We start from the raw sequence: 16,712 nt of genomic DNA on the forward strand, positions 1-16,712 counted from the left end.
AAAGACTTGATGCAGACTGACACATTTATCCATCCCTCGGCCGTGGTCGAGCCGGGCGCAAAGATCGGCGCCGGCGCATCCATCGGGCCGCTTTGCCATATCGGCGCGGATGCCGCGATCGGCGCTGGCACGCGCCTCGTCAGCCATGTCACGGTCATCGGAGCGACCACGATCGGCGAAAACTGCGTCGTCTATCCGCAGGCAGTTCTAGGCGGCCCGCCGCAGAATACCGGTCACAAGGGCGGGCGCACGACGCTGACCATCGGCGAAAATTGCACCATTCGCGAATTCGTCACCATGCACACCGGCACCGACAATGCCCGCGGCGCGACCATTGTCGGAAACAACGGCAATTTCCTCGCCTATTCGCATGTCGCGCATGACTGCATCGTCGGCAACAACGTCACGCTGACCAACGGGGCGACCCTGGGCGGCCACTGCGAGATCGGCGACAACGTCGCGATAGGCGGCTTGAGCGCGGTCCACCAGTTCGTCCGCATAGGGCACAACGCTTTCCTGGCCGGCGGCTCGATGCTGGTCGGCGATCTGATCCCCTACGCCATCGCGATGGGCAACCGCGCCAAGCTGCGTGGGTTGAATGTTGTCGGGCTGAAGCGCTCCGGTATGTCGCGCGCCGAAATCCTGGCGCTGCGGCGCGCCTATCGAACTATTTTCGACCCTGCGCGTCCGGTTGCCGAAAATGTCGAGATCGCCCGCGCCGAATTCGCCGAATTCGCCGCTGCGATGAAGATCGTCGACTTCATCAGCGCGCGCGGCAAGCGCCACTACGCGGTGCCGCCGCTGAAAGCCGGCGCCGATGACGCCGACGATGACGAGAGCTGACGCGGAACGACGCATCAAGCTTGCCGCCGGCGACAGGGTCGCCGTGGTCGCCGGCAGTGGCAGGCTGCCCGTCAACGTCGCCGAGAGCCTCGCCGAGGCCGGCCATTCGCCTTTCATCGTGATGTTGGCCGGCGAGGCGGATGACGATCCGAAACTGGCGTCCTTCGAGCATGATAGGCTGGCTCTGGAAGAGATCGGCTCTCTACTGCCGCTCCTGAAGCGCCGCAAAATCACCCACGTCGTACTCGCCGGCGGGGTAAGCCGTCGCCCGCACTGGCGGCAAATCCGGCCCACTCTTGCCTTGTTTCGTATTCTGCCCAAGATCCTGATGGCGCTGGCGCGCGGCGACGACGGGTTGCTTCGGGTCATCATCGGCGAGATCGAAGCCGAAGGCTTCAAGGTGGTCGGCGCCCACGAAATCGTTGCGGACCTGCTCGCATCCGAAGGGCCGATGACCCGCGCTAGGCCGCGGAAGGGTGATCTGGCCGACCTTGACGCTGCACTCGCTGCCGCCCGCGCCATCGGTGCGCTCGATATCGGCCAGGCGGCGGTGGCGATCGGCGGCCGGGTGGTAGCGCTGGAGGGCGTGGAAGGAACGGACGGGCTGCTCGAGCGGGTGAAGGACCTGCGCCATCACGGCCGCGTCGGCGGCAGGAAGCGCGGCGTTCTTGTCAAATGCGCCAAGCCCGGCCAGGAATTGCGCGCCGACCTTCCTGGGATCGGCCCGGCCACCGTCGATGCCGCCCACGCTGCAGGCCTTGTCGGCATAGGGGTCGAGGCCGGCCATTCGCTGGTGCTGGACTTCGGCGAGACGGTCAAACGCGCCGATGCGCTCGGCCTGTTCGTGGTCGGTCTGCCGGCGGGCGGCGAACCATGAGCGAAACCCGCCCGCTCAAGATCGCCATCATCGCCGGCGAGGAATCCGGCGACCTCCTGGGCGCCGACATCGTGCGTGCTCTGCAACGCCTCACCGGCCGCGAGATCTGGCTTGTCGGGACCGGCGGCCGGCATCTTCAGGAACTCGGCCTTGCGCCGCTATTCGATGCGAGCGAAATCGCGCTGATGGGCGTCAGCGCTATCCTGCGCGATCTGCCGCGGCTGATCCGCCGCGTCGGCGAAACCGCGCGGGCCGTCGTCGCCGAAAAACCCGACTGCCTGATTACCATCGACAGCCCCGATTTCACGCTGCGCGTCGCCAAAAAGGTGCGAGCACGGGATCCCTCCATCCCGATCGTCCACTATGTCTGCCCGAGCGTCTGGGCTTGGCGACCGGGCAGGGCGCCGGCAATGCGGCCGCATGTGGATCATATTCTTTGCCTTCTGCCTTTCGAGGCGGCCGAATTGCAGCGCCTCGGCGGCCCGCCCGGAACCTATGTCGGGCATCGCCTGACCCCGGATGAGGGCGTGAAGCTGGCACGTTCGATGCAGGACGCGCCGCGGGACCTGTCTGGTGATCGTGAGAAGACGCTGCTTCTGCTACCCGGCTCTCGCAAGGGGGAAGTCAAGAGCCTCATCGGCGTCTTCGGCGAAACTGTTTCGGTGTTGCGTTCGCGCGGCCACCGCATGCGCCTGCTTCTGCCGACCGTGCCGCATGTCGCCGGCGCTATCGAAGCCGCGGTCTCCGGTTGGGCCGTGAAGCCCGAGATCATCCTCGATCAGGCTCGTAAATGGCAGGCGTTCGGCGAGGCCGACGCGGCGCTGATTGCTTCGGGGACGGTCTCGCTGGAACTGGCGCTGGCCGGTGTCCCCTCCGTATCGAGCTACCGGCTCGACCCGGTCGCTCGGCTCATCCAGGGGCTCGTCACCGTCTGGTCCGCGCTCCTGCCCAATCTCATCGCCGACCGGCCCATCGTTCCCGAATTCTACAACCAGTATGTCCGGCCCGAGAACCTCGCTCGGCACATCGAAGCGCTGTGGGCCGACACCGCGCTCAGGGCCTGGCAGAAAGACGGCTTCGCCGAAGTCGCCTTGCGCATGCGCACCGACCGGCCGTCAGGCGAAATCGCGGCAGAAGTTGTGCTCCGCCACATCTCCAAACATTAAGCGGGCAGTAGATCGCGGCTACTTTTCCAGCCGCGCCAGCAGCGAGGACGTATCCCAGCGCCTGCCGCCCATTGCCTGCACGTCCTTGTAGAACTGGTCGACCAGCGCCGTGACCGGCAGTTTCGCGCCGTTGCGGTCCGCTTCGGCGAGGCAGATGCCGAGATCCTTGCGCATCCAGTCGACGGCGAAGCCGAAATCGTATTTGCCGGCATTCATGGTTTTATGGCGGTTTTCCATCTGCCAGGAGCCGGCGGCTCCCTTTGAGATCACATCGATGACTTTCTCGATGTCGAGGCCGGCCTTCTTGCCGAAATGGATGCCTTCGGCCAGGCCCTGGACGAGGCCGGCGATGCAGATCTGGTTGATCATCTTGGTGAGCTGGCCGGAGCCCGCCAGTCCCATCAGCCCGACCATTTTTGCATACGCGTCGATCACCGGCTTCGCCCTGTCGAACGCCGCCTGCTCGCCGCCTACCATGACCGTCAGCGCGCCGTTTTCCGCACCGGCCTGGCCGCCCGAAACGGGCGCGTCGAGGAAGCCGAAGCCGCCCGCCGCCGCCTTTTCGGCCAGTTCGCGCGCGACTTCGGCCGAAGCGGTGGTATTGTCGATGAAGACAGAGCCGTTTTTCATCGCCTGGAACGCGCCGTCGGGGCCGATGGTCACCTGCCGCAAATCGTCGTCGTTGCCGACGCAGCAGAAAACGAAATCCTTGCCTGCCGCAGCTTCGCGCGGCGTGCTCGCCGCCGCGCCGCCGAATTCCACCACCCACTTCTCGGCTTTCGCGGCGGTGCGGTTGTAGACGGTCACGTCATGCCCGCCCTTTTTCCTCAGGTGACCCGCCATCGGGTAGCCCATCACGCCAAGTCCGAGAAACGCGACAGATGCCATGGTGCAATCCTTTCAGTGCGATATTCCGGTTTTTTGATGCGTCGCGGCAGCTATGCGGTCAGCGCACGAGATGCCGCGTGATGCGACGTTCTATCCATTCGACGCCGTGACGCAAAGTCTCGACGAGGACGAGGTAGAATATCGCGGCCCAGAGATAGGCCTGGTAGTCGAAGCTCCGCGAGAACGCCAAGCGCGTCTGACCCATCAGGTCGGGGACGGTGACGAGCGCGACCACAGCCGAGCCCTTGATCATCAGGACGATCTCGTTGCCGTAGGGACGTAGCGCCACGATGAGCGCCTGCGGCAGGACCACCTTGCGCAGCGTCTGCAGCTTGTGGAGGCCGAGCGAAGCCGCGCCTTCCCATTGGCCCTTTGGAACGCTTTCGATCGCACCGCGAAGGATTTCAGCCTGATAGGCCGCGGTATTGAGCGAGAAGGCGAGGATGGCGCAATACCAGGCCTCGCGGAACAGCCACCACAGACCCACCGATTCCAGCATGAGGCGTTGCGAGCCGAGCCCGTAATAGATGAGATAGGTCTGGGCGAGCAGGGGCGTGCCGCGGAAGAAATAGACATAGGCGTAGGCCAGCGAGGAGAGAATCCTGTTCTTCGACATCCGCGCATAGGCGACCGGCGCCGACAAAATGGCGCCGAGCACGATCGAGATGACGACAAGCGCCAGGGTCACGCCAAGGCCCGAGAAGTAGGCCGGCCCCCATCTCTCGACCAGTTCGGTGTTCCAGGCGCCGATCAGGTAGGCCGCCAGCGCCATGCCGGTGGCAATCCACAGGCCGACCAGCGCGTATCCAACGATGCGTTCTCGAGGCCAGCCGCGCGCCGGTGGCGGAGGCGCAGCCATGGTGATGCTTTCGGCGGCCATGACTATCGGCCGTCCCCGCTCTTGCTGACCGCGCGCTCGACTGCCCCTATGCCGAAGGACGAGATGATCGCAAGGACGAGGTAGATGAGCATGGCAAGGCTGAAGAACAGCAAAGCTTCGCGGGTCACGCGCGCGGCGATGCCGGTCTGCCGCAATATGTCGGAGAGCCCGATCGCCGAGACCAGCGCGGTGTCCTTGAGCAGGATCAGCCAGAGATTGGCGAGGCCGGGTAGCGCGATGCGGACCAATTGCGGCAGCACCACCAGGCGCATGGTCTGGCCGCTGGTCAGGCCGATCGAATAGCCACCCTCATACTGGCCGCGCGGAATCGCGCGGAAGGCCGACAGGAAGACCTCGCTGGTATAGGACGATAGAACTACGCCGAGTGCCACCATGCCCGAAACGAAGCTGTTAACTTCTATCGTAGCATCAGGCTGCACCAGCCGCACGATAATCTGCAGGCCGATGGGAACGCCGTAATAGACGAGAAAAAGGGTGAGGAGTTCGGGAAGGCCGCGGAAGATGGTGGTGTAGATATTGCCCGCGAGCCTCAGCGACGGCTCCGACGCCTGTTTGGCGAGTGCGACGAAGAAGCCGATGACGAGACCGAGCGGGAGCGTTGCGACGGCAAGCGAAACGGTGATGAATACACCGGATGCGATATTGTCGAGCCAGCCCTCCGGTCCCCAGCTGAGCAGAGTCCAGTAGCTCGGCATCAGGTCATTCCGCTCCCCTTGGTCAGTGCAGTCGTGCGGGCGGCCGCCAACGCCGCCGCCCGCGCTAGCCTATCTCAGGACTCGCCGCCGTAGACGTCGTAGCTGAAATATTTGTCGTTGATTTCCTTGTACTTGCCGTTGGCGCGGATGGCGTCGATGGCCGCGTTGAACTTGTTGGCGAGGTCGGTTTCGCCCTTGCGCACGGCGATACCGGCGCCCGGGCCGTGGATCTCGGGCACGGGGGTAATCGTCCCGACGATCTTGCAGCAGGCCCCGTCCGGCGTCTTCAGCCATTCCTCGAGCACGCTGATGTCGTCGGTGACAGCGTCGACGCGGCCGTTAGCGATGTCGAGCAGGAATTCCTGGCTGGTTGGATATCCCTTGAGCGTCGTGTCGGTGTAGGTCTTTTCCGCATAATTGTAGTGCGTGGTCGCGGTAGCAGCGCCGAGCGTCTTGCCGGCCAGATCTTCCTTGGTCACGCCCTTGATGTCGGTGTCCTTCGGCGCAGCGATCGCCGGCGGCGTGTTGTAGTATTTGTTGGTGAAATCGACCTTCTGCTTGCGCTCGTCGGTGATCGACATGGAAGCGATGATGGCGTCGAACTTGCCCGCCTGCAGCGCCGGGATGATGCCATCCCAATCCTGGGTGACGAATTCGCACTTCACCTTCATCTCCTCGCAGAGCGCGTTGGCGATGTCGATGTCGAAGCCTTCCAGCTTGCCGTCGGCGGTCAAATTGTTGAAGGGCGGATAGGCGCCTTCGGTACCGATCTTAAGCGTTTCGCCCGAGGCGGCGGCTGCGGCCGGCTCGGGAGTTGCCGGTGCAGCGGCGGTTTCGGCAGGGGCAGGTTCGGCGGCCGGAGCCGGTTCAGCCGGAGCTGCTGCGGTCTCCGCAGGAGTGGCCGGGGCAGGAGCCGTGGCGGTTTCGGCGGGCGCGGGTGCAGGTTCGGCAGGCGCCGCCGTTTCGGCAGGAGCAGCCGGCGCGGTCTCGGCCGTCTTGGTTTCCTCCTGCGAGCAGGCGGCCAGCATCAGCGCAATTGCTGCTGCCGAGGCCGCGAGCGTCAAGCGTTTCATGGTACGCATTTAATCCCTCTTGGTCTTGCATTCCGGCCCGACGCCGGAGCATCGCTGGCGCGACCTCTGTCGCGCCGATGGCGGGATATTCCCACTGTTTTCAGAAGAAAAGCAATCGCAAACGGGGCTTTACCGCAAACAATTCCCAACCCTGACGGGCATTTGCGGGGAGTTTTTGCGTAAAATCGGAGAGGGTCAGCTTCGAGACAATCCCGTCACCGCCTCGACGAAGTCGGCGATGGCGTCGAGATCGTCGATGCCGAAAACGGGGATGGCCTCGCCAGAGACCGGATGGTCTGCCGCGATTGCGACGATGTTGGGATCGGAGGCCGAGAGCGGCGCAGTGTCCTTGGCCCCGAGCCTTCGCGTCTCGATCTTCCTGTGCGGCTCGCGCTTGTAGCCTTCGACGAGAACGAGATCGCAAGGCGCTAGCCGGGCAAGGATCGCGTCGAGTGACGGTTCGGCCTCTCCGCGCAGCTCATGCATCAGCGCCCAGCGCCTGCCCGAGACGACCGCCACCTCCGTCGCGCCGGCCTGGCGGTGGCGAAAGCTGTCGGCGCCTTCCTTGTCGATGTCGAAATCGTGGTGCGCGTGCTTGACAGTCGAGACTATCCAGCCGCGCCGGGTCAACTCGCCGACCAGTTTTTCCGTCAGCGTGGTTTTGCCGGAATTCTTCCAGCCGGTTATGCCGAACACGCGGCTCGTCACGGCTCGATCTCCTGCAAAAGTGTTTCCGCCCGCACCAGATCGTCCGGCGTGTTTATGTTGAAGAACGGATCGGTGGACCCGCTTGGCGACGACATCATCGGAAACTCCACCTCCGCAAATTCGTGATCCTCGATGAAAGCCTGTACCTTGAAGCTCCTGCCTTCCTCGAGAAATTGCCGCAGGTCGCCGGCCAAGCGCAACGGCCAGAGTGCGAAGACCGGATGCCGCCTGCCGCCGCTGGCTGCGACAGCGATCCGGCCGGGATTGCCCTGGACGGCCGCCGACAGTCGTGCCACGAGATCGTTCGGAAAGAATGGCGTGTCGCCGGCGACCGACACGATATGCGTTCCGGTTGCCTCGGTAGCCCAGTCCATACCGGCCAGAATGCCGGCCAGCGGTCCGGCATAGTCCTCGATGCTGTCTGCCACCACAGGTAGGCCGAAGGCTGCGAAACGCTCCGGATCGCCATTGGCGCTGATCGCCATCCTGTCCACCTGCGGGCTCAGCCGACCGGCGACATGCGACAGGACCGTACCGTCGCCGAGCGCGCGTAGCGTTTTGTCGCCGCCGCCCATGCGCGATGATTTTCCGCCTGAAAGGATCAGTCCAAACATCCCACCCATGCTCAAATCTCGCCTGCTATGCGAGCGACATAAATAACATAGAGCGTCGTGAGGCCCGCGGCGGCCAGGGGGATGAACATGACCAGCAACAGCGGCATCGGGCCGCTGTCGGGCGTCAGCAACGCCCCGGCGAGCACCGAAAGCGCTGCGCCGCCGCCGATGGTCAGAGCGCCGCCGAGCCCCGATGCCGAGCCGGCCAGGTGCGGCTTGACGCTGACAATACCGGCATTCGCGTTAGGCAGGGTCATTCCGTTGCCCGCGCCGACAAAGAATACCGGGCCGAACAGCGCCAGCGCATGGAAATAGCCGGCCAAAAGCAAAAACATCGCCAAGGCCAGCCCGGAACAGGCAATGACATTGCCGGTCAGCATCATGCGGTTCAGCCCGATCGATCGCGAGTAGCGGCCGGACAGGAAATTTCCCAACATGTATCCGACCGAAATGATGCCGAAATACATGCCGTATTGCGAGGGCGACAGCTTCAGCATCTCCGTCGCCACATAGGGGCCGCCGCCGAGGAAGGCGAAAAACGCGCCGGAGGCGAAGGTCGCCGTCAGCGTATAGCCCCAGAACCGGCGCGAGCGGAGCAGTTCCGGATAAGACCGGAATTGCTCGGAAAGGCTCGACGTCCGGTCGTGATTGGTCTCGCCAAGGTCGATATGGACGATGGCGTACGCAACCAGGCCGAAGACGAGCGTCAGCACGAAGCCGGATTGCCAGCCATAGAGTTCGTCGAGCAGACCGCCAATGACCGGGCCAACCATCGGCACGACGCTCATGCCCATGGTGATGTAGCCGATTTTGCTGGCCGCTTCCGCGGTCTCGACCGTGTCGCGCACCACGGCGCGCGCCAAAACCATGCCTGCGGCCGAAAAGCCCTGGAAGACCCGGCAGACGAGCAGCGCTTCTATTGTCGGCGCATAGATCGCGGCCAAGGTGGCGACAAGGAAAATTCCGAAGCAGGCGAGCAGCACCGGCCTGCGCCCGAAACGGTCCGAAGCGGGTCCGATCAGCAACTGGAGCAGGGCGGTTGCGGCGAGGTAGAGCGAGACGGCTAGCTGGACGACGGCATAGTCGGCGGAGAAGTAGCGCGCCATGCCGGGCAGCGACGGCAGGAAGACATTCATCGCCAGCGGGCCAACCGACGCCGCCATGACCAGCGTGGCGATGCCGGGCGGCGTTCTCGTCACGTAAGGCGCGGTCGTCATCGCTACATGCCGTCCGGCGCCATTGCCGGGCTGGTGCTTTGCGCGGCGGGCAGTTGTTTTCCCACCATCCGTTCGCGGTAGAGCGTGTAGAGGCCCGAGCCGACGATGATGGTCGCGCCCGCGATCATAGCCGCGTCGGGAATGTCACCGAACACCAGGAAACCGAGCAGGATCGCCCACAGCAGCGCGGTGTAGCGGAACGGCGCGATAAAGGAGATGTCGCCGCCGCGCATGGCCATGATGATGAAGTGATAGCCGAAGAGGAGCAATACGGCGGCCGAAGCAAGCAGCCCGACAGCGCCGGGGCGCATCGACGCCCAGCCGCCGAGCGGCGCGACCAGGAAAGCGCCGCATATGGTCACCACGCATGCGGTGACGGTCGAGATCAGCAGCGTCGGCACGGTCTCGGGAATGCGCCTGGTCGCAAGATCGCGCACGGCGCAGAAGGCGACGCAGAGCAGCACCGACAGCGCATAGATGTTGAAGCCTTCGAGACCCGGCCGGACGATGATCATGACGCCTGCGAAGCCCGTCGTGATCGCCAGCCAGCGGCGCCAGCCGACGCCTTCGCCGAAAACCATCGCCGCGCCCATGGTGACGGCCAGCGGCAGCGCCTGGAGCACGGCCGAGACATTGGCGATCGGCAGATGTGCGAGCGCGATCAGGAAGAAGAAGGTGGCGCCGAGTTCGCCCATCGCGCGCACCGCGACCATGGGATGAAGCGCGAAGCGCGGCTTCTTCAGCGCGCCCTGGTGCCAGGCCAAAAGCCCGATCAGCGCGCTCGCGAACAGCCCTCGCACCAGCATGACCTGCCCCATGTTCATCTCGACGGAAGCGAGTTTGACGAGCGTATCGTTCATCGTAAAGCCGGCCATCGACACCGACATGAACACGGCGCCGCGAAGATTGGGAGAAAGAGGCAAGGTTATTTCCGATTCTCGGGGCTGTCTGCCTTCGCATTTAACATCCGAGAACCAAACAGCAAACGCAAAGCGGTGGGCCACGCTGCGCGGCAACGTAAAGTTGCCGGACGGACTCCAACCTGAGCGCGTTTTGCTCAGCCGCCGGTAACGCTCATATGGCGGGAAACGGCAGGCCGGCGGGTATTGCGGTCGATGATGAAATCATGACCCTTCGGTTTGCGGCCGATCGCCTCGTCGATCGCGTTGGACAGGAGCTCATTGCCTTCCGAGGCACGCAGCGGCGCGCGCAGATCGGCGGCGTCGTCCTGGCCGAGGCACATATAGAGCGTGCCGGTGCAGGTCAGCCGCACACGGTTGCAGCTCTCGCAGAAATTATGCGTCATCGGGGTTATGAAACCCAGCCGGCCGCCAGTCTCGGCAACCTCGACATAGCGGGCAGGGCCACCGGTCTTATAGGGAATGTCGGTCAGCGTGAACTGGCGCTCGAGACCGGCGCGCACCAGCGACAGCGGCAAATACTGGTCGGTGCGGTCCTCGTCGATCTCGCCCATCGGCATGGTTTCGATCACCGTCAGATCCATGCCGCGGCCATGCGCCCAGCGCATCAGCTCGGGCAGTTCGGCATCGTTGAAGCCTTTCAGCGCCACCGCGTTGATCTTGATCTTCAGCCCGGCGGCCTGCGCCGTGTCGATGCCGGCCATGACGCGGTCGAGATGGCCCCAGCGGGTGATAGTGTGGAATTTCTGCGCGTCGAGCGTGTCGAGCGAGACGTTGATGCGCCTGACGCCGCAATCGGCGAGCTCGGCGGCGAAGCGCGAAAGCTGCGAGCCGTTTGTGGTCAGCGTCAGCTCTTCGAGTGCGCCGCTTTCGAGATGGCGCGAGATCTGGCGCACCAGATGCATGATGTTCTTGCGCACCAGCGGCTCGCCGCCGGTCAGCCGGAGCTTTTTCACGCCCTTCTCGACGAACACCGTCGTCAGCCGGTCGAGTTCCTCGAGCGACAGGAGATCCTTCTTGGGCAGGAAGGCCATGTCCTCGGCCATGCAATAGGTGCAGCGGAAGTCGCAGCGGTCGGTCACCGACACGCGCAGATAGCTGATCGTTCGGCCGAAGGGGTCGATCATGTTCATGCCAGGCGCTTCCCGTGCAATCGCGGCGGTCGTTATATTCACCTATGTCGTACGATCCGGCGCCGCGATCAAGCTATTCCTTCTCGGGCTCTGATAACAATCTCGAATACGACGCCGCAATGTCGCGCCGCCGGCCGGAGCCATGGCCGCTTTGCGCGCGAGGCAAATCGGCGTAGGGAGGGGGAAAACGCATGTGAGGCGAGAGCGAAGATGATGACGGCGCCGAAGGAACTCCGGGTCTCCAAGGACCGCAAGATGCTGACGGTCACCTTCCCGGATCATCGTCCGTTCGATCTGTCGGCCGAGTTCCTGCGCGTCGTTTCGCCTTCGGCCGAAGTGCAGGGCCATTCGCCCGAGCAGCGCGTGACCGTGCCGGGCAAGCGCAACGTCGCGATCCTGAAGATCGAGCCGGTCGGCAATTACGCGGTGCGCATCACCTTTGATGATATGCATGACACCGGCATCTTCACCTGGACCTACCTTCACACCCTCGGCCACGAAAGGGACGAGCGCTGGCAAGCCTACCTCGACGAGCTCGCGCAAAAGGGCCTGAGCCGGGACTGACTTTCGCAAAAGCGTCATGCCGGCAGGGTAGGCGCAGGGGCTTGGAGATGCTGAAATGCCGGTCATAGCCACGGTCGAAGAACTCGAGGCGCTGTATGGCCTGCCTGGCGAGACCTCGCTGGTCAAGGAACTCGACCAGATCATTCCGGAATATGCGGCCTTCATCGAAGCCTCGCCTTTCGCGGCGCTTGCGACCAGCGGACCGGAGGGGCTCGACTGTTCGCCGCGCGGCGACGTGCCGGGGTTCGTGCGCATCCACGACCCGAGAACGCTGATGATGCCCGACCGGCGGGGCAACAACCGGGCTGATTCGCTGAAGAACATCGTTCGCGACGGCAGGGTAGGGCTGCTGTTCCTCGTTCCCGGTTCCGGCACCACCCTGCGGGTCAACGGCCGCGCGCATATCACCACCGACGCCGCCCTTTGCGCTTCCTTTGCCATCGAGGGCAAACCAGCGCGGTCGGTCATCGTGATCTGGGTGGAAGCCGTCTATTTTCAGTGCGCCCGCGCCATCCACCGCTCGGAACTATGGAATCCGGAAAGGCATATCGACCCGAAATCGCTACCTACGCCGGGCGATATACTGGCGGCAACGAGCAGGAACAAAATCGACGGCGCAGCCTATGATCGTGAATGGCCGGAGCGGGCGAAAAAGACGATGTGGTAAGCTGATTGGTAGGTTGATCAGCCTTCCTTCAGCATGTCCTCGATCCGCCGCATCTGATCGCCCATCATGTCGCATTCCCTATGGCTTGACTGGGCCATCACCCGCTCGATCAGCGCCGAGTAGATTTTCAGCGCTTGCATCAGCAGCGCCTCGCCCTCCGTGGTCAGCGACAGGCGCATGATGCGCTTGTCCTTGGCGTCGCTTTCGCGGCGCACCACGCCGCGGTGTTCGAGCTGGGGCAGGAGCATTGTGATGTTGGAGCGGCCGACCAGGAGCTTGCGGGCGAGGTCGTGCTGCGACATGCCGGGATGGCGGTAGAGGTTCATCAGCATGTCGAGCTGCGCCAGTTTCAGGTCGAGCGGCTGCAGCGCCTTGGTCAGCGCGTTCACCACCGCCTTTTCGGCGCGCACCAGGGCAATCCAGTTGCGGAAGCGCGGATTGTCCCAGGGTAGGTCTTGTTTATTGTTCATAGTTGAACTAGTATGTTCATGATTGAACTAAATGGATGGATCGCAACTATGGCATCATTTGGATTGAAGGTCATCCGCGGTTTATTCGGGGCTGCGGAACATGTCGCCCCATCGCTGGCCGGACGCGCTGCGTTCAATATGTTTTGCCGAACTCCGGGCCGGCGTTCGCTGACCCAAGGTGAGCGCCGCGCGATCATGCAGGCCGGACCGTTCATGCAGGAGGCGCGCCATCACCGTCTGAGAACCCGCTCCGGTTGCGTCATGGTGCACGAGTTCCGGCCGGCCCGGAAGCCGATCGGCGCTGTGCTGGTCATCCATGGCTGGCGCTCGCGTACTGAGTATATGCGTTCATTGATCGAGGGTTTTCGCGGCGCAGGGTTTCGCGTCATGTCGCTCGATCTTCCGGGCCACGGCCACTCATCCGGCCGGCGGCTGAACATGGTGACCGCAGTCGATGCCGCCCAGACGGCCGGCGAGTGGTTCGGGCCGTTTGCGGCGGTCGTCGGCCACTCCTTCGGCGGCGCGGTCGCCGTCAATGCGGCCGTCGGCTCCGTCCCGAGCATCGCGCCGCTGGCGACTGAGCGCCTTGTGCTGATCGCCGCGCCCAATTCCATGTCGGACCTGTTCGAGGGATTTGGCCGCTTCGTCAATCTCGGCCGCCGGACCTATTCGGCCATGGCCGGTCAGGTCCACCGGCTTTCCGGCCGAGTGCTCTCCGAATTCACCGGCTCGCGGCAGCTTGCCAACGTGCCGATCCCGGCGCTGGTCATCCATGCGGTCGACGACCGCGAAGTGCCTGCCGACGACGCCAGGGCGCTCGCATCCGCCGGCGAGCATGTCCGGCTCCATTGGGCGGACGGGCTCGGGCATCGCCGCATCCTGTCGGATCCTTCGGTGGTGGAACTCTCGGTCGGCTTCGTGACCGAACGGCGTGAACCTGCCCTGGTTCATTAGGCTCCTGCCGCTGCTTGGCGGCCGCCGATCGTCGATTCTCGTGAACAAAATCCGGCGGTTAGGAGTTTTGGTCGTACATACGGCACAAAGGAGCGCGAAGATGAACAAGCGGCATCGCGAGGACAGGGACCGGAACCGCAGTCTCCGGCAGGAGCAGGCTGAGCGTGAGCGTGCGCGCCAGCAGAGCGGCGCCCCGCGCGAAAACGATGAAAGCCGCGCCGAAAGGGGCCGTCAGCAAAGCCAACCCGGCCGCGGCCAGAGCCGGTCCGAGGATATGTCGCGGCGTCAGCAGGGCGGCTGGCAGCGGGAAATCGAAGAGCGCCGCGGGCCGCGGTCGGGACGCAACGACTAGAAGGACGGCGCTGGTCGGAATGCTGTGAGAAGATCGAGGATACGCCTCATGCGCGAAGTTCTCCGCACTGAGAGACAACAGGAGGTGGTCGAAAATTTATAGACTCTTAACGAAATCGGTATGAATCGGTATAGTCGCGAGCTGACCCGCCATTCGGCGAGCCGGCCATTTTCGCGGCGGACAAAGGAGCCGGTCGGCGATGCCCGATCGGAACAGGTATTCTGATGGGTTTCGTGGCAAAGACGATCGGTTCGCTTCCTGCGGCGGTGCTTGCGGCGACGCTGGCGCTCGGAGCGCCTCAAAGCCAGGCGCAGGGCCTGTTCGATATCCTGTTCGGCGGCGGAATAAATAAGAGCCGCCGCGCCGAGTTGCCGCGTTCGCCCCGAGTGCATCCGCCTCGGGTGCAGCGGCAGTACAGAAAAGCTGTCCCAGCGCCGAAAATCACCGGACCGTCCTACTATACCTACAAGGCCGATCCCCTGGTGCGGGTCGATTTCACCACGCTGACGGCGGCCGGCCAGACGGTTTCCTTCGAACCGTCGCTGACGAGATCCGCGTTTCGGGAGGCGACTACCGGCCTCGCCGACTTTGATCTTTACGCCGAGAAGGACATAGCCAAGGCTCTGGCAGACCATTATTCCGCCAGTCCGGAGTTCATCTGGGTGACCGGCTCGAGCGCCAATAACCGCGCCAGAGAGGCGGTGCGGGTCCTGAGCGAAGCCGACAGCCACGGGCTATCGCCGGCCGACTATGCGGTCACCATCCCTGGCGCGGCCCATTCGCTCGACGATACCGCCGCGCGCCAGCGCGCTATGGTGCGTTTCGAAATGGCCATGTCGGCGCGCGTGCTGCGCTATGTCCGTGACGCCCAGGGCGGCCGCATCGATCCGAACCGGCTATCCGGCTATCATGACTTTCCCGCCAAGCCGATCGATCTTGCCGGCGTCCTGAAGGCGCTCGCGTATACGACGAAAGTACGAGCCTTCCTCGAATCGCGCCATCCCCAAAGCCCCGAGTACCAGGCGCTGCGGGTCGAATTGGAGGCGCTGCGGGCAAGTTCGGAAAACGAGATTGTGGTCGACGCCAAGCTCCTTCTGAAGCCAGGCCAGACCAGCCCGGAACTGCCCAAGCTGCTGCAGCTCATCGCCCGCAATGTCGACGACGAATTCGGCGGCGAATATGGCGAAACGCTGTGGCGGCTCGGAAAAAGCGAACTCTATTCCGAAGAGCTCGTGCCGGTAATCAAGGCCGTACAGGAGAAGAACGGCCTGAAGCCTGACGGCGTCATCGGCCCGCGCACCGTCGCCACGCTTGCCGGCGCCTCCAAGGCCGACCGCCTGGAGAAAGTGACCTTCGCGCTGGAACAGCTGCGCTGGCTTCCCTCTGATCTTGGTAGCCCACGTGTGTTCATCAACCAGCCGGCCTATACGGCGAGCTACATCGAGGGCGGTCAGGAAAAGCTGAACATGCGGGTGGTAATCGGAAAGCCCTCGAACCAGACCAGCTTCTTCTACGACGAGATCGAGCAGGTCGACTACAATCCCTATTGGGGCGTGCCGCAGTCGATCATCGTCAACGAAATGCTGCCCAGGCTGCGCCGCGATCCTGGCTATCTCGACCGCTCCGGCTACGAGGTCACCGATTCGAGAGGCAGGCGCATTCCGTCCTCCGCGATCAGTTGGGGGCGGTACGGCGCGAAGGTACCCTACAGCATCCGCCAGACGCCGAGCGAGGCGAACGCGCTCGGCGAGCTGAAGATATTGTTCCCCAACAAGCACGCCATCTACATGCACGACACGCCGCAGAAGGCGCTGTTCGATCGCGATTCACGCGCCTTCAGCCATGGCTGCGTGCGCCTGAATGACCCGCGCGGCATGGCCGCCGCCGTGCTCGGCACGACCGTCCAGCATATCGAGGCCAAGCTGAAGCAGGGACATTCCTCGGAGAAGGTGACCCGCAAGATCCCGGTCTATGTCGCCTATTTCACCGCCTGGCCGGACATCAACGGCAAGATCGAATATTTCGGCGACGTCTACGATCGCGACGCCCGCCTGAAAACTGCGCTGGAAAAGACCGACGAACTGCGGGCATCGAGCATCTGACACCTCCGGGGGTGGGCGGCTTTCCCAGCCAAAACAGTCTGGTACAGATCAAAGTTAAAGCGGCGCGAGCGCGCGCCTGTCCGCGCGGCGCGGCTCCAGGAAACCCGGAAAGTAGCTGCCCTTCCTGAGCTTGGGGATGCGCAGCTCGACCGTCCCGGCCCGCGCCTCCCAGGTCGCGTTCCCGGTAGCCGTTGCGCTGGGCGAGACGAAGCGGGTTCTTCTCGCCATAGCCGGCGCCGGTGGCCACGCCCACCTCCAGTTCCATCAGCCGCTCGGCGGCGAAGCCGATCACCTCCCGCAAGAGATCGGCATCAGGGGTCTTCTCCACGAGCGTGCGCAGGGTTCATCATGTCGTCGGTCATCGGTGGTCCTGATGCCCCCTCCCTACTGCTTGCATTCCATTCAATTTATGCAGTACAAATAACAGGGCTTGGGATTCTAGATGTTCAGACTAAAAGACTTGGAGAAGGATTATAGAAATCTTTCTCCAAGTCTTTGTGTAACGTTTTATCCTGCCCAGAACAAGAGCAAGCAGGAGATTTAAATGGCGAAACCTAACGATATTTTT

18 protein-coding genes and 1 pseudogene are annotated in these 16,712 nt (G+C 63.6%); 8 read left to right on the forward strand and 11 right to left on the reverse strand.

The annotated features are described in order from the left end of the window. Positions 1 to 9 precede the first annotated feature (9 nt). From lpxA to lpxB, 3 genes are read left to right on the forward strand one after another with little or no spacing between them, the layout of a single operon-like run. Positions 10 to 843, forward strand: a complete 834-nt coding sequence (gene lpxA / locus G6N73_RS20040) for an acyl-ACP--UDP-N-acetylglucosamine O-acyltransferase (RefSeq protein ID WP_165030780.1) — start codon at positions 10 to 12, stop codon at positions 841 to 843. Next, positions 830 to 1,720 carry an LpxI family protein gene (locus G6N73_RS20045; RefSeq protein ID WP_246252281.1) on the forward strand — a complete coding sequence of 297 codons (891 nt, stop codon included), beginning with the start codon at positions 830 to 832 and terminating at the stop codon, positions 1,718 to 1,720. The genes lpxA and G6N73_RS20045 overlap by 14 nt, the downstream gene beginning before the upstream one ends. Beyond that, positions 1,717 to 2,886 carry a lipid-A-disaccharide synthase gene (gene lpxB, locus G6N73_RS20050; RefSeq protein WP_165030784.1) on the forward strand — a complete coding sequence of 390 codons (1,170 nt, stop codon included), beginning with the start codon at positions 1,717 to 1,719 and terminating at the stop codon, positions 2,884 to 2,886. The genes G6N73_RS20045 and lpxB overlap by 4 nt, the downstream gene beginning before the upstream one ends. A gap of 18 nt (positions 2,887 to 2,904) precedes the next feature. On the opposite strand, the gene G6N73_RS20055 is transcribed toward lpxB, so the two are convergent. From G6N73_RS20055 to moaA, 9 genes are all read right to left on the reverse strand, one after another. Then, positions 2,905 to 3,774, reverse strand: coding sequence for an NAD(P)-dependent oxidoreductase (locus G6N73_RS20055; protein ID WP_165030786.1), 870 nt, complete (start codon positions 3,772 to 3,774; stop codon positions 2,905 to 2,907). 58 nt (positions 3,775 to 3,832) lie between these two features. Then, positions 3,833 to 4,654: an ABC transporter permease gene (locus G6N73_RS20060; RefSeq protein WP_165030788.1), complete on the reverse strand. Its 822-nt coding sequence runs from the start codon at positions 4,652 to 4,654 to the stop codon at positions 3,833 to 3,835. 2 nt (positions 4,655 to 4,656) lie between these two features. After that, complete coding sequence (locus tag G6N73_RS20065) at positions 4,657 to 5,370, reverse strand: ABC transporter permease (protein WP_165030790.1); 714 nt, start codon at positions 5,368 to 5,370, stop codon at positions 4,657 to 4,659. A gap of 74 nt (positions 5,371 to 5,444) precedes the next feature. Then, complete coding sequence (locus G6N73_RS20070) at positions 5,445 to 6,140, reverse strand: transporter substrate-binding domain-containing protein (protein ID WP_165030819.1); 696 nt, start codon at positions 6,138 to 6,140, stop codon at positions 5,445 to 5,447. A gap of 498 nt (positions 6,141 to 6,638) precedes the next feature. Then, the gene (gene mobB / locus G6N73_RS20075) at positions 6,639 to 7,151 is read right to left on the reverse strand and encodes a molybdopterin-guanine dinucleotide biosynthesis protein B (RefSeq protein WP_165030792.1); all 513 of its coding nucleotides are present in this window, start codon (positions 7,149 to 7,151) and stop codon (positions 6,639 to 6,641) included. Further along, the gene (gene mobA / locus G6N73_RS20080; protein ID WP_165030794.1) at positions 7,148 to 7,774 is read right to left on the reverse strand and encodes a molybdenum cofactor guanylyltransferase MobA; all 627 of its coding nucleotides are present in this window, start codon (positions 7,772 to 7,774) and stop codon (positions 7,148 to 7,150) included. The genes mobB and mobA overlap by 4 nt, the downstream gene beginning before the upstream one ends. A 2-nt stretch (positions 7,775 to 7,776) precedes the next feature. Beyond that, the gene (locus tag G6N73_RS20085; protein ID WP_165030796.1) at positions 7,777 to 8,982 is read right to left on the reverse strand and encodes a multidrug effflux MFS transporter; all 1,206 of its coding nucleotides are present in this window, start codon (positions 8,980 to 8,982) and stop codon (positions 7,777 to 7,779) included. A gap of 2 nt (positions 8,983 to 8,984) precedes the next feature. Then, entirely contained in the window at positions 8,985 to 9,905 is a 921-nt protein-coding gene (locus G6N73_RS20090; RefSeq protein ID WP_165030798.1) for a DMT family transporter, read from the reverse strand. Between the two features lie 134 nt (positions 9,906 to 10,039). Beyond that, positions 10,040 to 11,035, reverse strand: coding sequence for a GTP 3',8-cyclase MoaA (gene moaA, locus G6N73_RS20095; RefSeq protein ID WP_165030800.1), 996 nt, complete (start codon positions 11,033 to 11,035; stop codon positions 10,040 to 10,042). 213 nt (positions 11,036 to 11,248) lie between these two features. On the opposite strand from moaA, the gene G6N73_RS20100 reads away from it, so the two are divergent. Next, positions 11,249 to 11,599, forward strand: coding sequence for a gamma-butyrobetaine hydroxylase family protein (locus tag G6N73_RS20100; protein ID WP_165030821.1), 351 nt, complete (start codon positions 11,249 to 11,251; stop codon positions 11,597 to 11,599). Between the two features lie 55 nt (positions 11,600 to 11,654). Continuing rightward, positions 11,655 to 12,266 carry a pyridoxamine 5'-phosphate oxidase family protein gene (locus tag G6N73_RS20105; protein WP_165030802.1) on the forward strand — a complete coding sequence of 204 codons (612 nt, stop codon included), beginning with the start codon at positions 11,655 to 11,657 and terminating at the stop codon, positions 12,264 to 12,266. A 17-nt stretch (positions 12,267 to 12,283) separates the two neighbouring features. Here G6N73_RS20105 and G6N73_RS20110 read toward each other — a convergent pair whose 3' ends face one another. Further along, positions 12,284 to 12,736 carry a MarR family winged helix-turn-helix transcriptional regulator gene (locus tag G6N73_RS20110; protein WP_165030804.1) on the reverse strand — a complete coding sequence of 151 codons (453 nt, stop codon included), beginning with the start codon at positions 12,734 to 12,736 and terminating at the stop codon, positions 12,284 to 12,286. A gap of 48 nt (positions 12,737 to 12,784) precedes the next feature. Here G6N73_RS20110 and G6N73_RS20115 point away from each other — a divergent pair, with 48 nt between their 5' ends. The 3 genes from G6N73_RS20115 to G6N73_RS20125 all read left to right on the forward strand — a co-directional run bounded on the left by G6N73_RS20115 (position 12,785) and on the right by G6N73_RS20125 (position 16,144). Beyond that, positions 12,785 to 13,690 (forward strand): alpha/beta hydrolase, encoded by a 906-nt coding sequence (locus G6N73_RS20115; RefSeq protein ID WP_165030806.1) that lies wholly within the window; start codon positions 12,785 to 12,787, stop codon positions 13,688 to 13,690. A gap of 100 nt (positions 13,691 to 13,790) precedes the next feature. Next, on the forward strand, positions 13,791 to 14,042 hold the full coding sequence (locus G6N73_RS20120; RefSeq protein ID WP_165030808.1) for a hypothetical protein: 252 nt from the start codon (positions 13,791 to 13,793) through the stop codon (positions 14,040 to 14,042). Positions 14,043 to 14,266: 224 nt separating this feature from the next. Further along, positions 14,267 to 16,144 carry a L,D-transpeptidase family protein gene (locus G6N73_RS20125; RefSeq protein WP_165030810.1) on the forward strand — a complete coding sequence of 626 codons (1,878 nt, stop codon included), beginning with the start codon at positions 14,267 to 14,269 and terminating at the stop codon, positions 16,142 to 16,144. Positions 16,145 to 16,210: 66 nt separating this feature from the next. Here the strand turns inward: G6N73_RS20125 and G6N73_RS20130 are convergent. Then, a pseudogene (locus tag G6N73_RS20130) lies at positions 16,211 to 16,506 on the reverse strand (transposase); the annotation flags it as partial. Positions 16,507 to 16,712: the final 206 nt, after the last annotated feature.

The organism is Allomesorhizobium camelthorni, from assembly GCF_011045125.1.
Lineage (GTDB): Bacteria > Pseudomonadota > Alphaproteobacteria > Rhizobiales > Rhizobiaceae > Allomesorhizobium > Allomesorhizobium camelthorni.